Raw genomic sequence first — 20,427 nt, forward strand, 5'->3', positions numbered from 1 at the left:
GAATGGACGAGGCGCTGGGCACAAAGCCCGCGACGGGCGAGCACCGGTCGGGCACGAGGTTCGGACCCGCCCCACGTGCGGTCGGTCGACCTCGTCTCGCAGGGCTGGCGTGCCGGGCTGCTGGACCTGAGAGGATGCGCACGTGCACGCGACCGGTGGTGTGGGTGGGGAGGCGGAGCCGTCCGTGCTGGTGGCGGTCCCGACCTACCGGCGCGAGGCGCTGCTGGACCGGCTGCTCACCGAGGTGCTCGAGCAGCTGGGCAGCCACGGCGGCGGTGGGCGGGTGGCAGTCGTGGACAACGACCCTGGTGCCTCGGCCGCCGCGGTGGCGGCGCGTCACGGTGTCCTCCACTCCCACGAGCCCCGGCCGGGGATCGCACGCGTCCGCCAGCGTGCGCTCGACCTGGCCGGCCCCGACGAGCTCCTCGTCATGATCGACGACGACGTGGAGCCCGAGCCCGGGTGGTTGGCCGAGCTGGTCAGCACCTGGCTGGCGCACCGGCCCACCGTCGTGATGGGTCACGTCGACTACGTCTGGCCGGAGGGGAGCGACCCCTGGCTCGTCGCCGGCGGCTTCTTCCGCCGGACCCGCCGACCGACGGGCACCTCCCTGCCGGCCCTGGCCACCGGGAACGTGCTGGTGGACGCCGCCGCGGTCCGCTCCCTGGGGGTGCGATTCGACGTGACGCTGGGTCTCGCCGGTGGCGAGGACACCGCGTTCGGCCAGGCGGTGCTGCAGGCCGGGGGATCGGTGGTGGCGTGCGCGGAGTCGGTGGTGCGGGACGTGGTGCCGGCCGAGCGCGCCACGGTGGCCTTCGTCCGGCAGCGGACGCTCGCGCACGGGCAGGCCCGGGCCCACTTCGAGCTGGGTCAGCGGGAGGGTGCGCGGCTGGCGCTGGCCCGCACCGCCCAGGTCCTGGGGGCCTGCGCCCGCTGGGCGGTGTTCACGGCCCAGCACTGGTGGGGCCGGGTCCGGCGGGACACCCGGCGCGACGCCGTCGCCCGACGTCGTGCGTGGTTCGCGCTCGGTCGGCTCCAGGGGGCCTTCGGGCGCCGCGGGGCTGAGTACGCCCGCGACACCGGCTGATCCGTCGGGGACGTCCGGTTCCCAGCGCGGGCACGGGCGGAGCACTACGCTGCTCGACATGGATCTGGCCCAGGCTGCCTTCGCCCTGAAGAGCCACACGGTGCGGAGGCGCGTGGGCGCACTGCACGCCGAGCTGCTGGCGAACCAGCGGCTGCCCCGCCAGCAGCTCGACGAGCTGACGGCGGAGCGCTCAGCGGCCATCGCCACCTTCGCGGCCCGGGAGACCGGCTTCTACCGTGACCTGTACGCCGAGCACGGGTTGTCGCCACGCGATCTCGCCGACCTGCGCGACCCGGCGGTGTGGGCCCGGCTCCCGGTGGTCAACCGGACGGTCGTGAAGCAGAACACGGGGCGGATGACGACCAGCGAGGCGTCGCCCCGCACCACCCGGCCGGCCCTCACCGGCGGCAGCACCGGGGAGCCGCTCAAGGTGCTGCACGACGCCCGCGTGCCCACCCTGCCCCTCGCCTGGCGGATGTACGGCTGGTGGGGGGTCGAGCCCTGGGACAACCTGGCGCGGTTCGCCCGCTGGGGCTTCGGGCGGGCCGACGCGGTCAAGCGGGCGGCGGCGTGGTGGCCGTCGCGGCAGGTGTACGCCGACGCGAGCAAGATCGAGGCCGACACCCTGAGGGCGCTGCACGACCAGATGGTGGCGACCCGTCCGGCCCTGCTGGAGGGGTACGTCGGCGCCCTGGTGGAGTTCGCGGACCACGTCGACGCGCACGGCCTGCAGGTGCCGTGGCTGAGGGCGGTGGCCACCACGGCCGCCCCGCTCACCGAGGAGGTCCGCACCCGGCTCGAGCAGGTCTTCCGCGTACCGGTGTACGACGAGTACCGGGGATCCGAGCTCGGCTGGATGGCGGGGGAGTGCTCCCAGCAGCAGGGGCTGCACGTGTTCTCCGACATGCGGCGCATCGAGGTGCTGGACGCCGACGACCAGCCCGTGCCGCCGGGGGTGGTGGGCGACATCGTCGTCACCGACCTCACCAACCGCGTCCAGCCGCTGATCCGCTACCGCCTGGGTGACCGTGGCGCGCTGACCGCCGACCTCTGCCCCTGCGGTGTCACCCTGCCGGTGATGGCCAAGCCGGAGGGGAGGACGACGGACGTCCTGCGGCTGCCGAGCGGCGCTGCTCTCAACCACCGGCTGATGGCCATGTTCAGCCAGCACTCGAGCAGCGTGAAGCTCTTCCAGATCCACCAGCAGGCGGACTACTCGATCGTGGTCCGCGTGGTCGCCGACGAGACCGTCCCGGACGCACGCACCCACATCGAGGAGGCGGTCCAGACGCTCCGGCAGCGGGTGGCCGGCGAGGCCCCGGTGCGGCTGGAGTACGTCGGGTCGCTGCCGTACACCCGCGGCAAGATCAAGTACGTCATCAGCGACGTCGCGCCGGCGGACGCGAGCTAGTCCGGCCCGGCGCGGGCCGACGCCCATCCCCGGGCGGAGGCGGGCGTGCCGGCCCCGACCGGTCACTCCTCGACGCTGATCTCCCGCTTCAGGATCTTCCCCGTCGGCCCCTTCGGCAGCACCCCGAAGCTCACGGTGCGCGGGTACTTGTACGGCGCCACCTGCGCCTTCACCCACTCCCGCAGCTCCTCCGCCGTCACCGTGGCCCCCTCGCGCAGGGTGACCTTCGCCGCGACCTCCTCCCCGTGCTCGGGGTGCGGGACGCCGAAGACGGCGGCCTCGGTCACGTCGGGGTGGCTGTACAGCACCTCCTCGACCTCGCGGGGGTACACGTTGAAGCCGTTGCGCAGGATCATGTCCTTCACCCGGTCGACGATGTAGTAGTAGCCGTCGGCGTCGCGGCGGGCCAGGTCCCCGCTGCGGAACCAGCCGTCGCGGACCATCTCCGCGGTGGCCTCCGGGTCCTGCCAGTACCCGCGCATGACGTTCTCGCCGCGGATGGCGATCTCGCCCACCTCGCCCTCGGCGACGTCGTGGCCGTCCTCGTCGACCAGCCGGAACTCGCAGCCGCGGATCGGGGTGCCGATGGATCCCGGCCGGGCCTCGGCGTCGGGGTGGTTGAAGGAGGCCACCGGGGACGTCTCGGACAGCCCGTACCCCTCCAGCAGCTGGAACCCGAAGGTCCGCTGCACCCGGTTGAGCACCTCCAGCGGCAGCGACGCCCCGCCGGAGATGGCCAGCCGCAGCGAGGAGGTGTCGTAGCCCTCCTTGTCGGCGACGGCGAGCAGCGCGGTGTACATCGTCGGCACCCCGAGGAAGATGGTGACCCGGTCGCGCTGCACGACCTCCAGCGCCTCGGCGCCGTCGAAGCGCGGCAGCAGGGTCAGGCAGGCGCCGGCCTGCATGGCGGAGTTCAGCCCGACGGTCTGGCCGAAGGAGTGGAACAGCGGCAGCCCGCCGAACACCACGTCCTCGGTGGTCATGTGGGTCAGCGTCTCGACCACCGCCGCGACGTTGGTGCTGAGGTTGTCGTGGGTGAGCTCGGCGCCCTTGGGGGTGCCGGTGGTGCCGGAGGTGTAGAGGATGACCGCGGTGTCGTCGGCCTCGCGGTCGACCACGCCGGGGGTGGGCTCAAGGGCGGCGAGCTCGTCCTCGAAGGCGCCCGGTGCGACCACCACGACCTCGGTGCCGGTGCTCGCCGCCGCGGCGGCCGCCTCCTCGGCGAAGAGCGCGAACACCACCGCCACCCGGGCCCCGGAGTCGCTCCAGGCGTGCACGATCTCCCGGGAGCGCAGCAGCGGGTTCATCGGCACCACCACGGCCCCCAGCCGCAGGATGGCGTGGTAGACCACCGGGAACCAGGCGACGTTGGGCATGGTCAGCGCGACCCGGTCGCCCGCCCGCACCCCCTTGCCGGCCAGCAGCGTGGCGCAGCGGGCGGAGGCGTCGGCCAGCTCGCCGTAGCCGAGCAGCAGCTCGCCCTGCCGGATCGCCGGCAGCCCCGGGTCGGTGGAGGCGCGGTCGTCGATCCAGCGGGCGATGTTGGCCGTCATGGCAGGACCCTACCCGCGGGCGGTGACGAGCCGGGTCGCCTCGTGGCACCATCGGGTCTGACGCTGAGGAGGCGACGTGGTGGGCATGGGTGCGGCCGTCCCGGTGCTGCGGATCTTCGAAGAGATGCTGGCCCGCGACTTCTACCTGGGTTGGCTGGGCTTCACCGAGGTTTTCGCCCACCGATTCGCACCCGGGCTCCCGCTCTACCTCCGCGTCCGCCGCGACGACCTCCTGCTCGACCTGTCCGGCCACCACGGCGACGGCACCCCCGGCACCGCGGTGTGGGTGCCGGTCGCCGACCTCCGCGCGCTGCAGGGCGAGTTGCTGGCCGAGCCCTTCCGCGGGCTCCGTCCGGGCATCGAGGCCGACTCCCCGGGCGGCCCGACGATGGAGGTCCTCGACCCCTTCGGCAGCACGCTGCGGTTCTGTCAGACCGCCGGCTGAGCCCCGCCGGAGCCCGTCCTCATCCGTCGGCCAGAGGCACCCGGACCGTGAAGACCGTCTCGCCGGGCCGGGAGGTCACCTCCACCCGCCCCCGGTGCCCCTCGACCACGGCGGCCACGATGGCCAGCCCCAGCCCGGTCCCGGACGGACGCCCGTCGCCCCCGCCCACCCGCGCCCGGGCGACGTCGGCGCGGGTGAACCGCTCGAAGACGCGCTCCACCGTGTCGGCCGGGATGCCGGGGCCGTCGTCGGTGACGGTGACCACGGCCCAGCCCTCCTCGGCGCGCAGGGCGGTGGTGACGTGCGTCCCGGGCGGGGTGTGGGTGCGGGCGTTGGCCAGGAGGTTGACCACCACCTGGTGCAGCTGGTGGTGGTCGGCCAGGGCGACCACCGGCTCGCCGGGCAGGTCGAGGGCCCACTGGTGTCCGGGACCGGCCACCCGGGCGTCGCTGACCGCGTTCACCACCAGCTCGCTGACGTCGGTCGGGGCCAGCTGGACCGAGGGGCCGGAGTCCAGCCGGGCCAGCAGCAGCAGGTCCTCCACCAGCCGCGACATCCGCTCCGCCTCCGACTCCACCCGGGTCAGCGCGAAGGTGGTGTCCGGCGGCAGCTGGTCCGAGCCGCGCCGGGTCAGCTCGGCGTAGCCGCGGATGGCGGCCAGCGGGTTGCGCAGCTCGTGGGAGGCGTCGGCCACGAACCGTCGCAGCCGGTTCTCCGAGGCCTGCCGGGCGGCCAGCGCACCGGCCACGTTGCCCAGCATGTGGTTGAAGGCCACCCCCACCCGGCCCACCTCGCTGGCCGGGTCGGCGTCGGCCGGCGGCACCCGGACCGCGAGGTCCACCTCGCCGCTGCCCAGCTGGAGGGTGGAGACCTGCTGGGCGGTGGCGGCGAGCCGGTTCAGCGGGGTCAGCCCCCGGACGACGACGGTGCGCACCGCCGCCGCGGCCCCGGCCAGCGCCGCCACGGTGAGCAGGGCCTCCAGGGCGACCAGCCGGGCCAGCACCAGCTCGAGCTCCTTCAGCGGCAGGCCCACCACCACCAGGTCGCTGCCCCGGAGGAAGGCCACCACGCGGTAGCGGCCCAGCCCGGGCACCTCCAGCGTCTGCTTGCGCCCGTCCGGGGGCACGCCCAGCAGGGTGTTGACCGCGTCCCGGTCCACGTCGTCCGGCCCGCCCTCGGACAGGATGCCGTAGCGGACGTAGGACCCGTCGGAGACGACGACCACGGTGCCGATCTGCTGGCCCGGCAGGTCCACGCCCTCGGGCGGGGTGCCGTCGCGGCGCTCGGACAGCGGGCCGCGCTGGGTCCGCTCCTTGGCCGCCCCCAGCTCGCGGTCGACCTGACCGACCAGCAGCTCGCGGGCGATCAGGGTGGTCAGTGCGCCCATCAGCACGCAGGTCGCCGCCAGCACCGCGAGGGTGCGCAGCAGCAGCTGGCGCTGCAGGCTGCCGGTGCCGCCGACCCAGCGGTGCGCGGCCGTGGTCCGGGGGAGCGTCATCCGCCGGGCCGCAGCACGTAGCCCGCGCCCCGCATGGTGTGGATCATGGCCGGGCGCCCGGCGTCGATCTTCTTGCGCAGGTAGGAGATGTAGAGCTCCACGACGTTGGCCTGCCCGCCGAAGTCGTAGTTCCACACCCGGTCCAGGATCTGGGCCTTGCTCAGCACCCGGCGCGGGTTCCGCATCAGGTAGCGCAGCAGCTCGAACTCGGTGGCGGTCAGGCTGACCGGCTCCCCGGCCCGGGTGACCTCGTGGCTGTCCTCGTCCAGGACCAGGTCGCCGACGACCAGCGTGGAGCTGGAGCGCGGCTGGTCGGCCCCGGTGCGGCGCAGCAGCCCGCGCAGCCGGGCGATCAGCTCCTCCAGGCTGAACGGCTTGGTGACGTAGTCGTCACCGCCGGCCGTGAGCCCGCCGATGCGGTCCTCGACGGCGTCCCTGGCGGTGAGGAAGATGACCGGGACGTCGGGCTGCTCGGTGCGGATCCGGCGCATCACCTCCAGGCCGTCGAAGTCGGGCAGCATCATGTCGAGCACGATCGCGTCCGGACGCAGCTCGCGCGCGGCCTGGACCGCAGCCAGACCGCTGCCGGCCGTGCCCACCTGCCAGCCCTCGTAGCGCATGGCCATCGACAGCAGCTCGGTCAGGCTGGGCTCGTCGTCCACCGCGAGCACCCGGATGGGGGTGCCGTCGGGGCGGGTCAGCGGCTCGCGGCGCACGTCGGAGGTCGGCATGCCCCGAGTCTGGCACCGAGACCGCGGCGGACGCTGTGCGGTTGCTGTGCGTCTGCTGTGAGGCCGGAGATCAGGCGGGACGGGTCTCGTCGTAGCGGAGCTCGTCGTCCTCGGGTTCCTCGGGCCGGCGGAACAGCTGGTCGATGGCGGCCCGGCCGGCGCCGAAGACGGCCAGCACCAGCGCCAGCGCGCCCATCACCGCGACGAGCTCCACCCCACCCACGGTCCCCGGGTCCAGCCAGAACAGGGTCAGCGCCGCCTGCACCGCGAACAGCAGCCCCAGCACCGGCGTCAGCACCCCGAACACCAGCAGCGCACCGCCGACCAGCTCGAGCATGGTGAACCCCCAGGCCACCACCTGCGGCTGCGGGACGCCCTGGGCGGTCATCGCCGCCACCTGGGCGTCCAGGCCGTCGATGCGCCAGTGCTGCCAGCCGTGCCACAGGGCGACGGCCCCCAGCACGCACCTCGACACCAGCAGCACCACGTCGCGCAGCACGCGCACGAACGACTCCATGCGTCCCTCCTCGAGCCCGGACGGTCGCCGCCACCCTAGTGCCCGGGCCGCGGACGGTCGGGGCGTCGGGGCGGACCGGTGGCAGGATCGCCGTCGTGGAGCTGCTGCGGCCCTGGGGCCTGGACGACGCCGGCGACCTGGTCCGGGCCCGGGCCAGCCACCCCGACCTGGCCCGCCAGCTGGCGCCGATCGAGGACCAGGTCGTCGCGCGCAGCTGGGTCCGGGACCGCCAGCGCGACCCCTACGGCGTGTTCCTGGCCATCGAGGTGGACGGCCACGCGGTCGGCCAGGTCGCGGTGAGCCACCTCGACCCGCGGCACGGCACCGGCTGGCTCTCCTACTGGGTGGCCGCGGACCACCGGCGCCGCGGCCTGGCCGGGCGGTGCGCGGCCACCGTGGCCGACTGGGCCCTGGACGTCCTCGGGCTGCACCGGCTGGAGCTCGGTCACCGGGTCGACAACACCGCCTCGGCCCGGGTCGCCGAGGTCGCCGGCTTCGTCGCCGAGGGGGTGGAGCGCGAGAAGTTCCACCACGACGGCGCCCGCCACGACGTCCGCACCATGGCCCGGCTGGTGAGCGACCCGCGTCCCTCGCACGTCCCGGTGGAGCTGCGGCTGCCGACCACCGGACCAGGTGCGGTGCGGCTGGGTCCGGGTGGCATCGTGGGGGCATGAGCACCGAACCCGAGTACGAGCCGAGCCCGGAGAAGTGGGTCCGCGACCAGGTCGAGGCCATCGAGGCGGCCGGCAACACCAACGCCGCCCAGGTGATGGACCGCCCGGTCATCCTGATGACCACCCGGGGTGCGAGGTCGGGGAAGATCCGCAAGGTGCCGGTGATGCGGGTCGAGCACGACGGCGTGCAGCTGGCCGTGGCCTCGAAGGGCGGCGCGCCCGAGCACCCGCAGTGGTACCACAACCTGGTCGCCCACCCGGAGGTCGAGGTGATGGTCGACACCGAGCGGTACCCGGCCACCGCGCGCGAGATCTCCGGCGACGAGCGCGCCGAGTGGTGGGAGCGCGCGGTCGCGGCGTACCCGCCGTACGCGGACTACCAGACCAAGACGTCGCGGGAGATCCCGCTGTTCGTCCTCGAGCGCCGCTGACGGTCGACCGGACGGGCGCCCGTCCCCGGGACCGGGCGCCTCAGCGCGCGGGGTCGTCCTCGGTGAGGGCGGCAGGGGTCTGCCGGGTCCGCACCAGCGTCTCAGCCACCGCGTACAGCTTGGTGTTGGAGGACTGGGAGGTGCGGATCAGGGCGGCGAAGGCCTGGGAGGCGTCCAGGTGGTAGCGCTCCATCAGGATCCCCTGGGCCTGCCCGATGACCGTGCGGCTGGCGGCGGAGGCGGTGAGCTGGTCGTCGCGGCGGGCCGCGGCGATGGCGGCGGCGATCTGGGCGGCCAGCGTGACGGCGACGGCCTGGTCCCGGTCGTCGAAGGCGTCCTGCTCGGTGGAGTAGAGGTTGAGCGAGCCGTGGCCACGGGGGCCGGTGTAGAGCTGCAGCGACAGCATCGAGCGGATCCCGAGCTCGTCGGAGGCGGCCTTCGACCACGACGCCCACCGGGACTCGCTGGAGAGGTCGCGGCTCAGCACGACCGGCTCCCCCACCAGTGCGGTCAGGCAGGGCCCCTCACCGAGCTGGAGCTGCAGCTGGTCCCCGCGCTCGACCAGCGGGTCGGTGGCGGCCGTGGTGCGCACCCGACCGTTCCTGTCGAGCTCGAACAGGCCCGCGGAGGTGCAGCCGTGCACGACGTCCACCGCCAGCCTGACGGCGACCTCCAGGGTGTCGGTCTCCCCGCGCGAGTCCTGCATCGCGCGGGCGGCGACGGCCAGGGCGTCGGCGAGGTCTCGGTGTCCCACGCTGCAGAAGATAACCGAGTGCGCAAGGGCTCGTGGCACCACGACGGGGTAGACCTGAGGTGGCCTGGCGGTTGAGCAGACAGCCGCCAGGACCTCATCTCGATCCCCGCGGGGATCAGCAGCGGGAGCGGCAGCGTCTCAGGGGGTCGAGTGCCGGGCCGCGACGGCGACAGGGCAGGCTGTTCCCGTGCACCGTCGCCACCGAGAGGACCGACCTTCGTGACCCAGTCCAACGAGCCGTCTGCCACCCTGGCCGGCTTCGACCCGTCCCGTTCCCGGAGGGCCCTCGTGGTCCGCGGCGGCTGGGAGGGCCACCAGCCCGTCGAGGCCACCGACCTCTTCATCCCCTTCCTGCAGGAGTCCGGCTTCACCGTCGACGTCCACGGCTCGCCCGAGCCCTACGCCGACGCCGGCTACATGGCGGGGGTCGACCTGATCGTGCAGTGCATGACCATGAGCACCATCGAGAAGGAGCAGTTCGAGGGGCTCCGCTCCGCCGTCGAGGCGGGCGCCGGGTTCGCGGGCTGGCACGGCGGGATCGCCGACTCCTACCGCAACACCTCCGACTACCTGCACCTGGTCGGCGGGCAGTTCGCCTGCCACCCGGGTAAGCACCCCGACGAGCGCGTCGGCGACATGTCCGACAACTACGTCCCCTACCGGGTTACCATGCTGCCCGAGGCCGCCGACCACCCGATCACCACCGGCATCGAGGACTTCGACCTGGTCACCGAGCAGTACTGGGTGCTGTCCGACGACTACGTCGACGTGCTGGCCACCACCACCCAGAAGGTCCGCGAGTGGGACCCCTGGCACCGTGAGGTCACCTCTCCGGCGATCTGGACCCGCCAGTGGGGCGAGGGCAGGATCTTCGTGACCACCGCCGGTCACCAGGTGGACGTCCTGGAGGACCCGTCGGTCAACCTGATCGTCCGGAGGGGTCTGCTGTGGGCGAGCCGCTGAACGTCGCCATGGTCGGCTGCGGCAACATCGCGGCCCAGTACCTGGCCAGCCTGTCCCGCCTCGGGGGGCTCCGCCTCGCCGCGGTGGTGGACGCCGTCCCCGCGGCCGCCGAGCGCGTCTCCGCCGAGACCGGGGCACCGGCCCGCACGGTGGAGGAGGTGCTGGCCGACGACGGGATCGACGCCGTCCTCAACCTCACCCCGCCGCAGATGCACGCCCCGTTGAGCATCAGCGCGCTGGAGGCCGGCAAGCACGTCTACCTGGAGAAGCCTTTCGCCACCAGCCTGGCCGATGCCGACGCCATGCTGCGTGCGGCCACGGCCGCCGGCCGGCGTCTGGGCAGCGCCCCGGACACCGTGCTCGGCACCGGCGTCCAGACCGCCCGCCAGCTGGTCGACTCCGGCGCCATCGGGCAGCCGGTGGCGGCGACGGCCTTCATGATGAGCCCCGGGCACGAGAGCTGGCACCCCAACCCGGCCTTCTACTACCAGCACGGCGCCGGGCCGCTGCTGGACATGGGCGTCTACTACCTGACCGCCCTGGTCACCCTGCTCGGCCCGATCGAGGGCGTCAGCGCCATGGGCTCCCGGGTGCGCAGCCAGCGGGTGGTGCCCGAGGGGGCGCCGCGCGCCGGTGAGGTGATCGAGCCCGAGGTGGACACCCACGTCAGCGCGGTCCTCCGCCACGAGAGCGGCGTGCTCAGCACCCTGGTGGTCAGCTTCGACGCCCCGGCCAGCCGGCTGCCGCGGATCGAGCTGTACGGCACCGAGGCCAGCCTCGACGTGCCCGACCCCAACCGGTTCGACGACCCGGTGGGGATCAGCACCGAGATGCGCGGGACGACCTTCACCCCCGTGCCGCCCAGCGCCGGCTACCGCGAGGCCGGGCGCGGCTACGGCCTGGCCGACATGGCCCGCGCCATCCTCCGCGACGAGCCGCACCGGCAGAGCGCCGAGCTCGGTTACCACGTCAACGAGGTGATGGAGCGGGCCCTGGAGTCCATCCAGGAACGGCGCGAGGTGGCGGTGCGCAGCCGCTGCGAGCGTCCCGCCGCCGTGCCCCTGGACGCCACCCCCGACGTCGCCTGACCCGACCCTGGACCGGAGGACACCGATGAGCAGAGCCCACCGACCGCTGCGCGTGGCCATGATCGGCTACGCCTTCATGGGCGCCGCGCACTCCCAGGCGTGGCGCAACGTGCACCGCTTCTTCGACCTCGAGCTGACCCCGGAGATGGCCGTCCTGGTCGGCCGGGACGCCGAGGCCGTCGCGGCGGCCGCCACCACCCTCGGCTGGGCCGAGACCAGCACCGACTGGCGCGAGGTCGTCGCCCGCGACGACATCGACGTGGTGGACATCTGCACCCCGGGTGACACCCACGCCGAGATCGCCCTGGCCGCCCTGGCCGCCGGCAAGCACGTGCTGTGCGAGAAGCCGCTGGCCAACACCGTGGCCGAGGCCGAGGAGATGGTCGCCGCGGCCGAGCGGGCGCGCGCCGAGGGCGTCCGCTCGATGGTCGGGTTCAGCTACCGCCGCGTCCCCGCGGTGGCGCTGATGCGCCAGATGGTGGCCGAGGGCGCGGTGGGGGAGATCCGCCACATCCGCGGCCTCTACCTCCAGGACTGGATCGTCGACCCGGAGTTCCCGCTGGTCTGGCGGCTGCAGAAGGACAAGGCCGGCTCGGGGGCGCTCGGCGACATCGGCGCCCACATCCTCGACATGGCCCAGTTCGTCACCGGCCAGCGGCTGTCGTCGCTGACCGCGCGGACCGAGACCTTCGTCAAGGAACGACCGCTCGTGGAGCAGGCCGGGGGCTCGGGCGGCAAGCTCGGCGCCTCGGCCGCCGGCGCCCGCACCGGACCCGTGACCGTGGACGACGCCGCGGTGGTGCTGGCCCGTACCGACGGCGGCGCGCTGGCCACCTTCGAGGCCACCCGCTTCGCCACCGGGCGCCGCAACCGGATCTCGCTGGAGGTCAACGGCTCGGCGGGCTCGCTGGCCTTCGATTTCGAGCAGATGAACGAGCTCCAGCACTACGACCACAGCCTCGGCGACCGGGCCGGGTTCAGCACGATCTCGGTGACCGAGCCGACCCACCCCTACCTCGAGGCCTGGTGGCCGCCCGGTCACGGGCTGGGCTACGAGCACACCTTCGTCAACCAGGCGCGGGACTTCCTGGTCGCCCTGGCCGCGGGGGAGGACCCGAGCCCGTCCTTCGCCGACGGCGCGCAGATCCAGCAGCTGCTGGCCGCGGTGGAGACCAGCTCGGCCGAGGGGTCCTGGCAGCAGCTCTGAACGCCCCGATCCCACGGATCTGTCGGTGCCGCCTGCCACGCCGGGTGGCACCGACACCGGAGGAGGCGCCGTGCCGAACCTGCACCACGTGATCGACTACGTCGAGCTCGGCGTCACCGACCTGCCGGCCGCCCGCTCGTTCTACGAGCAGGCGTTCGGCTGGGCGTTCACCGACTACGGGCCCGGCTACGCCGGCATCCAGGGTCCCGGCGGGGAGGGTGAGGTGGGTGGTATCACCACCACCCGCCGGCCGGGCGGTGAGGGCCCGCTGGTGCTGCTGTACTCCGACGACCTCGACGCCACGCTGGCCGGGGTGACCGCGGCCGGCGGGACGGTGGTCACCGAGCCCGAGGTCTTCCCCGGCGGGCGGCGGTTCACCTTCGCCGACCCGAGCGGGAACGTCCTCGGCGTCTGGGCCCAGCGCTGACGCCGCGACCGCGAACCGCCATGATGGGCCCCATGCAGCTGCCGGTGATGCCACCTGTCAAGCCGATGCTGGCCAAGTCGGTGCCCGAGGTGCCCACCGGCGCGCTCAGCTACGAGCCGAAGTGGGACGGTTTCCGCTCGATCGTCTTCCGCGACGGCGACGAGGTGGAGATCGGCTCGCGCAACGAGCGCCCGATGACCCGGTACTTCCCCGAGCTGGTGACCGCCTTCACCGAGCAGTTCCCCGAGCGGGTGGTGCTGGACGGCGAGATCGTCGTGGTGGTGGGGGACCGGCTGGAGTTCGAGGTGCTGCAGCAGCGGGTCCACCCCGCCGCGAGCCGGATCAAGCGCCTGGCCGGCGAGACCCCGGCGAGCTTCGTCGCCTTCGACCTGCTCGCCCTGGGCGACGAGGACCTGACCCGCGAGCCCTTCGAGCGCCGCCGCGCGCTGCTGGAGGAGGCGCTGGCCGACGTCCGGGCGCCGGTCCACCTGACCCCGGCCACCCGTGACGAGGCCCTGGCCCGGCGCTGGTTCTCCGAGTTCGAGGGCGCCGGGCTGGACGGCGTGGTGGCCAAGCCGCTGGACGGGGCCTACCTGCCGGACAAGCGGACGATGTTCAAGGTGAAGCACCAGCGCACCGCCGACTGCGTGGTCGCCGGCTACCGCACCCACAAGTCCGGACCGGACGCCATCGGCTCGCTGCTGCTCGGGCTCTACGACGAGGCCGGCGACCTGGCCAGCGTCGGGGTGATCGGTGCCTTCCCCGCCGCCCGGCGCAAGGAGCTCTTCACCGAGATGCAGGAGCTGGTGACCACCTTCGACGACCACCCCTGGGCCTGGGCCAAGCAGGAGGACGGGACGCGCACCCCGCGGAGCTCGGAGACCAGCCGCTGGAACGCCGGCAAGGACCTCTCCTTCACCCCGCTGCGGCCCGAGCTGGTGGTGGAGGTCCGCTACGAGCACATGGAGGGCGCCCGGTTCCGCCACACCGCCCAGTTCAACCGCTGGCGTCCCGACCGGGACCCCCGCTCCTGCACCTACGCGCAGCTGGAGGAGGTCGTCCGCTACGACCTCGCCGACATCTTCGCCCCGCCCGCCACCTCCTGACCCCCTGATCGGCTGTATGTCGTCCCGGTCACGCCCGGCGTGCCGCGGCGTGTCGTGATGTCCGGGGCTCACGGCGTACACGTCCCCAGGGCGAGCCAGGGACTGGGGCTGTGAGGCCCCGCCGTCCGGACGCCGCCGTCGGGTTCGGCCCTCCGGAGGTGCCCGCGGTCAGGGGGTGTCGGCGCGGGGGCTGCCCCCTGGAGACGTGTCGGCCGTGGTCTCGGGACAGCCGGACACGCCGCGCCGCGCCGAGCGTGACCACGACGACATACAGCCGGGCAGGGGGTCGGTCGGAGGTTGGGGCGACGTGGTGGGATGTGGGGATGATCACCGCTGAGCTCGCCGCCGAGCTGTCCCGCGCCGGACTGGGCTGGAAGCCCACCAACGGCGACCGGTTCATGATCCCGCGCCAGGAGCTGGACCACGAGGTGTACCTGGTCAGCGACATGACCATCGAGGTGGAGCACCAGGCCGTCGGTGGGGGGCTGGTCAAGTTCAACGGCACCACCGAGTGGGCCCTGGACAGCATCGCCCAGGGCGAGGTGGTGTGGCTGCCGCGCGAGGACCAGCTCCGGCACGCCCTCGGCGAGACCTTCCTCTCCCTGGCCCGGGTCTACGACTCCTGGGTGGTGACGGTGGAGGCCGACGGCGAGGAGGTCCGGGTGATCGACAACGACGTGGAGTGCGTCTACGCCAAGGCCCTGCTGCGCGTCCTGGGGGCCTCCGAGACGTCCTGAGCAGGGCCCGTCCCGGACGCCGCGGACCACGCCCGTAGCGTTGGCCCGAGCAGGTGGACGTCCGGTCCGCCCGCACAGCCTCAGGAGGAGCACCATGGCCGAGCAGGACCAGCTGAAGAAGGTCGTCGACATCATCTCCGGTTCCCGCTTCGCGATGGTCACCTCCAGGACCGCCGACGGGCACCTGGTCTCCCGGCCGCTCTCGCTGCAGGAGACCGAGTTCGACGGCGACCTCTGGTTCTTCGTCGACCGCCAGGCCGACCTGCTCGTGCAGATCACCATGGACCCCCGGGTCAACGTCTCGGTCACCGGTGACGGCAGCTGGGTCTCCGTGGCCGGCCGCGCCGAGGTGGTGCAGGACGAGGCCAAGGCCCAGGAGCTGTGGAACCCCTACGTCGCCGCCTGGTTCGCCGCCGAGGGCTCCACCGACGCCGACGCCAAGGACGCCGGTCCGGCCGAGCTGGGTGCGGTCCTGGTCAAGGTGGACGGCGACACCGCCGAGTACTGGCAGAGCAGCGGCAAGGTCGCGACCGCGGTGTCGCTGGTCAAGGCCCGCCTCACCGGCGGCGGCGCCACCGTCACCGGCGAGAACGAGGTCGTCGAGCTCCCGTGAGCAGCCGGCACCACGTGGTCTACGGCGCCGGCGCGGTCGGCGGCGTGGTCGGCGGCCTGCTGCACCGGGCCGGTCACCGGGTCACCCTGATCGCCCGCGGGGAGCACCTGCAGGCGCTGCAGCGCGACGGTCTGCACCTGATCAGCCCCTTCGGCGACGAGGTGCTGCCGGTGCCCGCCGTCGGCGACCCGGGCGAGATCGACTGGACCGGTGACGAGGTCGTGCACCTGGCGGTGAAGAGCGACGCCACCCCCACCGTCCTGTCCCGCCTGCACCAGGTCGCCCCGAGCGCGACACCGGTGGTCTGCCTGCAGAACGGGGTGGCCAACGAGCCGGCCGCGCTCCGCTGGTTCGGGCACGTGATCGGGGTCTGCGTGATGCTCCCGGCGACCCACCTCGAGCCGGGGCTGGTGGAGGCCGGCTCGACCAACGTGCCGGCGATCCTGGACTGCGGCCGGTACCCGGCGCTGCCCGACGGCGAGGTCGACCCGCTGGCCGAGGAGCTGGCCGAGGACCTCCGCAGCGCCGGGATGGAGTCGGTGGCCCGGTCGGACGTGATGGTCTGGAAGTACCGCAAGCTCGTCTCCAACCTCGGCAACGCCGTGGACGCCGCCTGCCCGCCCGGGGAGGACCGCGACGAGCTGGTGCGCCGCGCCCGCGTCGAGGGCGAGGAGGTGCTCGCCGCCGCCGGCATCGACCTGGTCAGCAGCGAGGCCGACCGCGAACGGCGGGGCGACCTGATCGCCACCCGTCCCGGTCGCGGCGGCAGCTCCACCTACCAGAGCCTGGCCCGGGGCACCGGCAGCGTGGAGGTCGACTGGCTCGCCGGGGAGATCGTGGCGGTCGCCCACTCGACCGGGCGGACCGCGCCGGTCAACGACCTGGTGCGGCGCGCGGCGGTGTCCCTGGTGGGGGGCGAGGCCCGCAGCATCCCGGCCGCCGACCTGCTCGCCCAGCTCAACGCCGGCTGACCCGTCGCCCACGCCTGAGAGGGGACCTGCTGTGCCCGAGGACACCGGACGCTTCCGGATCGGACCCACCGACTTCCTGCTCGACGGCGAGCCGCACCGCGTGCTCGCCGGCGCCCTGCACTACTTCCGGGTCCACCCCGGGCAGTGGGCGGACCGGATCGAGAAGGCCCGGCTGATGGGGCTGAACACCATCGAGACCTACGTGGCCTGGAACGAGCACGCCCCGCAGCCGGGGGTGTTCCGCACCGAGGGCCGGCACGACCTGGTCCGCTTCCTGGAGCTGGTGCACGAGGCGGGGATGCACGCGATCGTGCGGCCCGGCCCCTACATCTGCGCGGAGTGGGACAACGGTGGGCTGCCGGGGTGGCTGTTCGAGGACCCCGACATCGGGCTCCGCCGCTCCGAGCCGCGCTACCTGGCGGCCGTCCGCGGCTACCTGGACGCGCTGCTGCCCCTGATCGTGCCGCTGCAGATCGACCGCGGCGGCCCGGTGGTCCTGGTCCAGGTCGAGAACGAGTACGGCGCCTACGGCTCGGACCGGGCCTACCTCGAGGCGCTGGTCGAGCAGCTGCGCGCCTGCGGCATCACCGTGCCGCTGACCACCGTCGACCAGCCGACCGACGAGATGCTCGCGGCCGGGACGCTGCCCGGCCTGCTCACCACCGGCTCGTTCGGGTCGCGTGCCCAGGAGCGGCTGGAGGTGCTGCGCCGGCACCAGCCGACCGGGCCGCTGATGTGCTCGGAGTTCTGGGACGGCTGGTTCGACCACTGGGGCGAGCACCACCACACCACCAGCGTGGAGGCCGCCGCCGCGGAGCTGGACGCGCTGCTGGCCGCCGGCGCCTCGGTCAACATCTACATGTTCCACGGGGGGACGAACTTCGGCTTCACCAACGGCGCCAACCACAAGGGCATCTACCGGTCCCACGTCACCTCCTACGACTACGACGCCCCGCTGGACGAGACCGGCGCGCCCACCGCGAAGTACGCGGCCTTCAAGGAGGTGCTGGCCCGCTACACCGACGTCCCGGCCGAGGACCCGGCCCCGAGGCCGCCGGCCCCCGCCCTCGAGGTGCCGTTCCGGCGGCAGGTCCTGCTGGCCCTCGTGCAGGACCGCCTCGGGCCGGCGCAGGTCTCGGAGCGGCCGCCGACCATGGACCAGCTCGGCCGGTACCGCGGGTTCTGCCTCTACGCCGCCGACCTCGCGGGTCGGGGCGGGGTGCTGGCCCTGGACGGCGTCCGGGACCGGGCCGTGGTCAGCGTCGACGGCGTCACCGTCGGCACCCTGGAGCGGGACCGGCACGATCGGGCGCTCGTGCTGCCCCCGGGCCAGCGGCTGGAGCTGCTGGTCGAGGACCGCGGCCGGGTGAACTACGGACCCCGTCTCGGGGAGGCCAAGGGACTGGTCGGCGAGGTCACCCTGGACGGCCGCCCGCTGCGTGGTTGGACCGTGCGCCCGCTCGACCTGGACTCGGTCGGGCCGCAGCTGCTCACCGACGCGGTGCCGGTGCAGGGGCCCGTCGCCGGCCCGGCCTTCCTGTACGCCGAGGTGGAGCTGGACCAGCCCACCGACCTGTTCCTGGCCACCCACCGCTGGGGCAAGGGCGTGGTCTGGGTGAACGGCTTCAACCTCGGCCGCTACTGGTCCCGGGGTCCGCAGCACACCCTGTTCGTCCCCGCCCAGCAGCTGCGCAGCGGCACCAACGACCTGGTCGTGCTGGAGCTGCACGCGGTCGCCGACCCCACCTGCCGGTTCCTGGACGGCCCCGACCTCGGCCACCTCGAGGACTGAGCGGACCACCGGTCCCGCTCGCCGACGCCGGTCGGTGCGACGGCTCGCAGCAGGTCAGTACGCCGTGGCCAGCTCGCTGGAGAGCACGAGGCCGCCCCCACCGAGCAGCACGGTGTCCTCGTCGCTGGTGTCCAGCAGCACCCGCGGCGGGGTGTCGCGGTGCGGGGCGCTGGCGGCCAGCCGCTCCTCCAGCAGCGCCCGCACGCGCTCACCGCCACCCACGACGTCGCCGTGCATGATGTAGGTCTGCGAGGCCAGCATGTGCTCGTTGTTGGCCAGCCCGATGACCAGGTTGTCGGCGTACAGCTCCAGCAGCTCTCCGGCGCCCGGGTCCCCCTCGCCGGCCAGGGCGCTGAGGGCGGCGCAGGTCATCTGCGGACCGCCGGGCAGGCCTCGTGCCTCGGCCTGCGCGCGCAGCCAGCCCACCGTGGCCACCGTCTCCCAGCAGCCCCGCCGACCGCACAGGCAGGTGGCCCCGCCGAGGTCGACCACGATGTGCCCGTACTCGCCGCCGGCGCCGTGGAAGCCGCGGAACACCTCGCCCTCGTGCACGATCCCCATCCCCAGCGCCTCACCGGTGTAGACGGAGGCGAAGTGGTCGATGCCCCGGCCCAGCCCGAACCACTTGTCGCCCAGGGCGAGCACCCGGGGGTGGTGGTCGACGCTCACCGGTGTGTCGAACCGCGAGGAGAGGAGCTCGGCCACCGCGAAGCCGTTCATCACCGGGGCCAGGTGCAGGGAGATGATCGTCCCGGTCGTGGTGTCCACCATCCCGGCCGCGGCGATCCCGATGCCCAGCAGGGTCCGGTCCGCGAAGCACTCCCCGGCCAGCTCCAGCAGCGCCGCGGAGATGCGCTCCAGCGGCCAGTGCGGGTCGATCCGCCGTTCCCCGGACGTCCTGATGGTGCCGTCCATGCCCAGCCGGGCGGCCGTCAGCCGGTCCGAGGCGATGCGCACCGACCCGAGCTCGGCCCCGTCCCGGTTGAACCACAGCGGGCGCGCGGGCTTGCCCCCGGCGGGGGAGGCGGCCAGCGCCTCACCCTCGACCAGGCTCCCGTCGTCGACGAGGGGCTGCAGGATCGCGGCGATGGTGGCGCGGTTCACCCCGAGGGAGCGCGCCAGCGCCGCCCGGCTGGTCGGACCGTCCCGCAGCAGCTGCTGCAGCACACGGGAGCGGTTGCTGCGGCCCATGGTGCTCGGGCTGAGCAGCCGCGTCCTCGCGGAAGAGGTCGTCCTCGTCACTGCGCACCTCTCGTCGGGGCTGTCGCCCAACTGTCACCTCGTTGACCCTTTCGTGACCTGCCGGGCCTAGGCAAGACCGGAGTCACTATGTAAGTTAACCATTCATACATACCGCCGGACGAGCAGGAGCGCAGTGATGGCAGGACGAGTCGGAGCCCGTGTCGCGGTGGTCGGAGCCGGCATCCGCGGTTCCATGTTCGCCCGGGCCCTGCAGCAGAACCCCGCCGCGGAGCTGGTCGCCCTGGTCGAGCCCTCCGAGCCGACCCGCGACCGGGTCGCCCAGGAGCTGGGCGTCCCCGCCTACGCCGACGTGGCCGAGCTGCTGGAGCACCACGACGACCTGACCGGCGCCGTGATCGCCACCCCCGACTTCGCCCACCGCGACGCCGCCGTCCGCTGTGCGGCAGCGGGGCTGGACCTGCTCGTGGAGAAGCCGCTGGCCACCACCACCGAGGACGCCGAGGCCATCACCGCGGCGGTGGAGGAGGCCGGGGTCCGCGCCGTGGTCGGCTTCGAGAACCGCTGGAACGAGAAGTTCAGCGAGGTGCGGCGCCAGCTGGCCAGCAAGGAGCACGGGCGGGTGGTGCACCAGGTCTCCAACCTCAACGACACCGTGTTCGTGCCCACCGAGATGCTCTCCTGGGCGGCGGACAGCTCCCCGGCCTGGTTCCTGATGCCGCACAGCCTCGACCTGTCCATGTGGCTGGCCGACGCCGTCCCGGTCGAGGTCTTCGCCCGCGGGGTGCAGCGGGTGCTGCCCGCCCTCGGCGTCCCCACCTGGGACGCGGTCACCGCCTCCTTCCGGATGTCCGACGACTCCGTGGTGGTGCTCAACTCCTCCTGGGTGCTGCCCACCTCGATGCCGTCGGTCTTCGACTTCCGCCACGAGGTCCACACCGACACCACCACCTACCAGATCGAGATCAGCCCGAGCGGGGTCACCCGCTACGACGCCGACCGGGGCAGCTGGCTGCAGTTCGGGGTCCACACCCACGAGCGCACCGGGCGGCTGCGCGGCGTCCCGATCGACATGGTCGACGACTTCGTCGAGCTGCTGAACGGCGCCGAGATCGACCTCCCCGACGTCCGTCACGGCCTGACCGTCACACGCAGCATCGAGGCCGTCCACGCCAGCCTGGCCAGCGGCCAGCCCGAGACCATCACCGCCTGAGGGTCGCGC

21 protein-coding genes are annotated in these 20,427 nt (G+C 73.5%); 15 read left to right on the forward strand and 6 right to left on the reverse strand.

Annotation, left to right across the window (positions count from 1 at the left end; translation table 11 throughout):
* Positions 1–142: 142 nt before the first annotated feature.
* Complete coding sequence (locus tag BLT52_RS06275; RefSeq protein WP_197679222.1) at positions 143–1,087, forward strand: glycosyltransferase family 2 protein; 945 nt, start codon at positions 143–145, stop codon at positions 1,085–1,087.
* A 58-nt stretch (positions 1,088–1,145) separates the two neighbouring features.
* On the forward strand, positions 1,146–2,498 hold the full coding sequence (locus tag BLT52_RS06280) for a phenylacetate--CoA ligase family protein (protein WP_090591652.1): 1,353 nt from the start codon (positions 1,146–1,148) through the stop codon (positions 2,496–2,498).
* Positions 2,499–2,560: 62 nt separating this feature from the next.
* Here the strand turns inward: BLT52_RS06280 and BLT52_RS06285 are convergent, their stop codons facing one another.
* The gene (locus tag BLT52_RS06285; protein WP_090591654.1) at positions 2,561–4,051 is read right to left on the reverse strand and encodes a long-chain-fatty-acid--CoA ligase; all 1,491 of its coding nucleotides are present in this window, start codon (positions 4,049–4,051) and stop codon (positions 2,561–2,563) included.
* Between the two features lie 85 nt (positions 4,052–4,136).
* On the opposite strand from BLT52_RS06285, the gene BLT52_RS06290 reads away from it, so the two are divergent.
* Positions 4,137–4,496 carry a glyoxalase superfamily protein gene (locus BLT52_RS06290; protein WP_090596378.1) on the forward strand — a complete coding sequence of 120 codons (360 nt, stop codon included), beginning with the start codon at positions 4,137–4,139 and terminating at the stop codon, positions 4,494–4,496.
* A gap of 19 nt (positions 4,497–4,515) precedes the next feature.
* On the opposite strand, the gene BLT52_RS06295 is transcribed toward BLT52_RS06290, so the two are convergent.
* The 3 genes from BLT52_RS06295 to BLT52_RS06305 form a co-directional block, all read right to left on the reverse strand.
* Positions 4,516–5,994, reverse strand: coding sequence for a HAMP domain-containing sensor histidine kinase (locus BLT52_RS06295; protein WP_090591657.1), 1,479 nt, complete (start codon positions 5,992–5,994; stop codon positions 4,516–4,518).
* Entirely contained in the window at positions 5,991–6,725 is a 735-nt protein-coding gene (locus tag BLT52_RS06300) for a response regulator transcription factor (protein WP_090591659.1), read from the reverse strand. The genes BLT52_RS06295 and BLT52_RS06300 overlap by 4 nt, the downstream gene beginning before the upstream one ends.
* Positions 6,726–6,795: 70 nt before the next feature.
* Positions 6,796–7,242, reverse strand: a complete 447-nt coding sequence (locus BLT52_RS06305; RefSeq protein WP_090591660.1) for a DoxX family protein — start codon at positions 7,240–7,242, stop codon at positions 6,796–6,798.
* A 95-nt stretch (positions 7,243–7,337) separates the two neighbouring features.
* Here BLT52_RS06305 and BLT52_RS06310 point away from each other — a divergent pair, with 95 nt between their 5' ends.
* Positions 7,338–7,916: a GNAT family N-acetyltransferase gene (locus BLT52_RS06310; protein ID WP_197679224.1), complete on the forward strand. Its 579-nt coding sequence runs from the start codon at positions 7,338–7,340 to the stop codon at positions 7,914–7,916.
* Positions 7,913–8,347, forward strand: coding sequence for a nitroreductase family deazaflavin-dependent oxidoreductase (locus tag BLT52_RS06315; protein ID WP_090591662.1), 435 nt, complete (start codon positions 7,913–7,915; stop codon positions 8,345–8,347). Before BLT52_RS06310 ends, BLT52_RS06315 begins: the two co-directional genes overlap by 4 nt.
* Positions 8,348–8,387: 40 nt before the next feature.
* Here BLT52_RS06315 and BLT52_RS06320 read toward each other — a convergent pair whose 3' ends face one another.
* Complete coding sequence (locus BLT52_RS06320; RefSeq protein ID WP_090591664.1) at positions 8,388–9,101, reverse strand: GAF and ANTAR domain-containing protein; 714 nt, start codon at positions 9,099–9,101, stop codon at positions 8,388–8,390.
* Between the two features lie 219 nt (positions 9,102–9,320).
* On the opposite strand from BLT52_RS06320, the gene BLT52_RS06325 reads away from it, so the two are divergent.
* The 9 genes from BLT52_RS06325 (at position 9,321) to BLT52_RS06365 (ending at position 18,005) form a co-directional block, all read left to right on the forward strand.
* On the forward strand, positions 9,321–10,064 hold the full coding sequence (locus tag BLT52_RS06325; protein WP_231946527.1) for a ThuA domain-containing protein: 744 nt from the start codon (positions 9,321–9,323) through the stop codon (positions 10,062–10,064).
* On the forward strand, positions 10,049–11,152 hold the full coding sequence (locus tag BLT52_RS06330) for a Gfo/Idh/MocA family protein (protein WP_090591667.1): 1,104 nt from the start codon (positions 10,049–10,051) through the stop codon (positions 11,150–11,152). The genes BLT52_RS06325 and BLT52_RS06330 overlap by 16 nt, the downstream gene beginning before the upstream one ends.
* A 25-nt stretch (positions 11,153–11,177) precedes the next feature.
* A complete protein-coding gene (locus BLT52_RS06335; protein WP_090591670.1) occupies positions 11,178–12,359 on the forward strand; it encodes a Gfo/Idh/MocA family protein in 1,182 nt (393 codons plus the stop codon).
* Positions 12,360–12,429: 70 nt separating this feature from the next.
* Positions 12,430–12,786: a VOC family protein gene (locus BLT52_RS06340; protein WP_090591673.1), complete on the forward strand. Its 357-nt coding sequence runs from the start codon at positions 12,430–12,432 to the stop codon at positions 12,784–12,786.
* Positions 12,787–12,818: 32 nt separating this feature from the next.
* Complete coding sequence (locus tag BLT52_RS06345) at positions 12,819–13,892, forward strand: ATP-dependent DNA ligase (protein ID WP_090591675.1); 1,074 nt, start codon at positions 12,819–12,821, stop codon at positions 13,890–13,892.
* Between the two features lie 323 nt (positions 13,893–14,215).
* On the forward strand, positions 14,216–14,629 hold the full coding sequence (locus BLT52_RS06350; RefSeq protein WP_090596384.1) for a hypothetical protein: 414 nt from the start codon (positions 14,216–14,218) through the stop codon (positions 14,627–14,629).
* A gap of 94 nt (positions 14,630–14,723) precedes the next feature.
* On the forward strand, positions 14,724–15,242 hold the full coding sequence (locus BLT52_RS06355; protein WP_090591677.1) for a pyridoxamine 5'-phosphate oxidase family protein: 519 nt from the start codon (positions 14,724–14,726) through the stop codon (positions 15,240–15,242).
* The gene (locus BLT52_RS06360) at positions 15,239–16,213 is read left to right on the forward strand and encodes a ketopantoate reductase family protein (RefSeq protein ID WP_090591680.1); all 975 of its coding nucleotides are present in this window, start codon (positions 15,239–15,241) and stop codon (positions 16,211–16,213) included. The genes BLT52_RS06355 and BLT52_RS06360 overlap by 4 nt, the downstream gene beginning before the upstream one ends.
* A 31-nt stretch (positions 16,214–16,244) precedes the next feature.
* Positions 16,245–18,005 carry a glycoside hydrolase family 35 protein gene (locus BLT52_RS06365; RefSeq protein ID WP_090591683.1) on the forward strand — a complete coding sequence of 587 codons (1,761 nt, stop codon included), beginning with the start codon at positions 16,245–16,247 and terminating at the stop codon, positions 18,003–18,005.
* A gap of 54 nt (positions 18,006–18,059) precedes the next feature.
* Here BLT52_RS06365 and BLT52_RS06370 read toward each other — a convergent pair whose 3' ends face one another.
* Positions 18,060–19,247: an ROK family transcriptional regulator gene (locus tag BLT52_RS06370; RefSeq protein WP_157677005.1), complete on the reverse strand. Its 1,188-nt coding sequence runs from the start codon at positions 19,245–19,247 to the stop codon at positions 18,060–18,062.
* 136 nt (positions 19,248–19,383) lie between these two features.
* Here BLT52_RS06370 and BLT52_RS06375 point away from each other — a divergent pair, with 136 nt between their 5' ends.
* The gene (locus BLT52_RS06375; protein WP_090591687.1) at positions 19,384–20,418 is read left to right on the forward strand and encodes a Gfo/Idh/MocA family protein; all 1,035 of its coding nucleotides are present in this window, start codon (positions 19,384–19,386) and stop codon (positions 20,416–20,418) included.
* The last annotated feature ends 9 nt before the right edge of the window (positions 20,419–20,427 follow it).

The organism is Auraticoccus monumenti (assembly GCF_900101785.1).
GTDB classification, from domain to species: Bacteria; Actinomycetota; Actinomycetes; order Propionibacteriales; family Propionibacteriaceae; genus Auraticoccus; species Auraticoccus monumenti.

Excerpts from the sequence above, each read along its gene's own strand:
- BLT52_RS06280 (WP_090591652.1), top strand. The coding sequence starts at position 1,146 with ATGGATCTGGCCCAGGCTGCCTTCGCCCTGAAGAGCCACACGGTGCGG.
- BLT52_RS06285 (WP_090591654.1), bottom strand. The coding sequence starts at position 4,051 with ATGACGGCCAACATCGCCCGCTGGATCGACGACCGCGCCTCCACCGAC.
- BLT52_RS06290 (WP_090596378.1), top strand. The coding sequence starts at position 4,137 with ATGGGTGCGGCCGTCCCGGTGCTGCGGATCTTCGAAGAGATGCTGGCC.
- BLT52_RS06295 (WP_090591657.1), bottom strand. The coding sequence starts at position 5,994 with ATGACGCTCCCCCGGACCACGGCCGCGCACCGCTGGGTCGGCGGCACC.
- BLT52_RS06300 (WP_090591659.1), bottom strand. The coding sequence starts at position 6,725 with ATGCCGACCTCCGACGTGCGCCGCGAGCCGCTGACCCGCCCCGACGGC.
- BLT52_RS06305 (WP_090591660.1), bottom strand. The coding sequence starts at position 7,242 with ATGGAGTCGTTCGTGCGCGTGCTGCGCGACGTGGTGCTGCTGGTGTCG.
- BLT52_RS06315 (WP_090591662.1), top strand. The coding sequence starts at position 7,913 with ATGAGCACCGAACCCGAGTACGAGCCGAGCCCGGAGAAGTGGGTCCGC.
- BLT52_RS06335 (WP_090591670.1), top strand. The coding sequence starts at position 11,178 with ATGAGCAGAGCCCACCGACCGCTGCGCGTGGCCATGATCGGCTACGCC.
- BLT52_RS06345 (WP_090591675.1), top strand. The coding sequence starts at position 12,819 with ATGCAGCTGCCGGTGATGCCACCTGTCAAGCCGATGCTGGCCAAGTCG.
- BLT52_RS06350 (WP_090596384.1), top strand. The coding sequence starts at position 14,216 with ATGATCACCGCTGAGCTCGCCGCCGAGCTGTCCCGCGCCGGACTGGGC.
- BLT52_RS06355 (WP_090591677.1), top strand. The coding sequence starts at position 14,724 with ATGGCCGAGCAGGACCAGCTGAAGAAGGTCGTCGACATCATCTCCGGT.
- BLT52_RS06375 (WP_090591687.1), top strand. The coding sequence starts at position 19,384 with ATGGCAGGACGAGTCGGAGCCCGTGTCGCGGTGGTCGGAGCCGGCATC.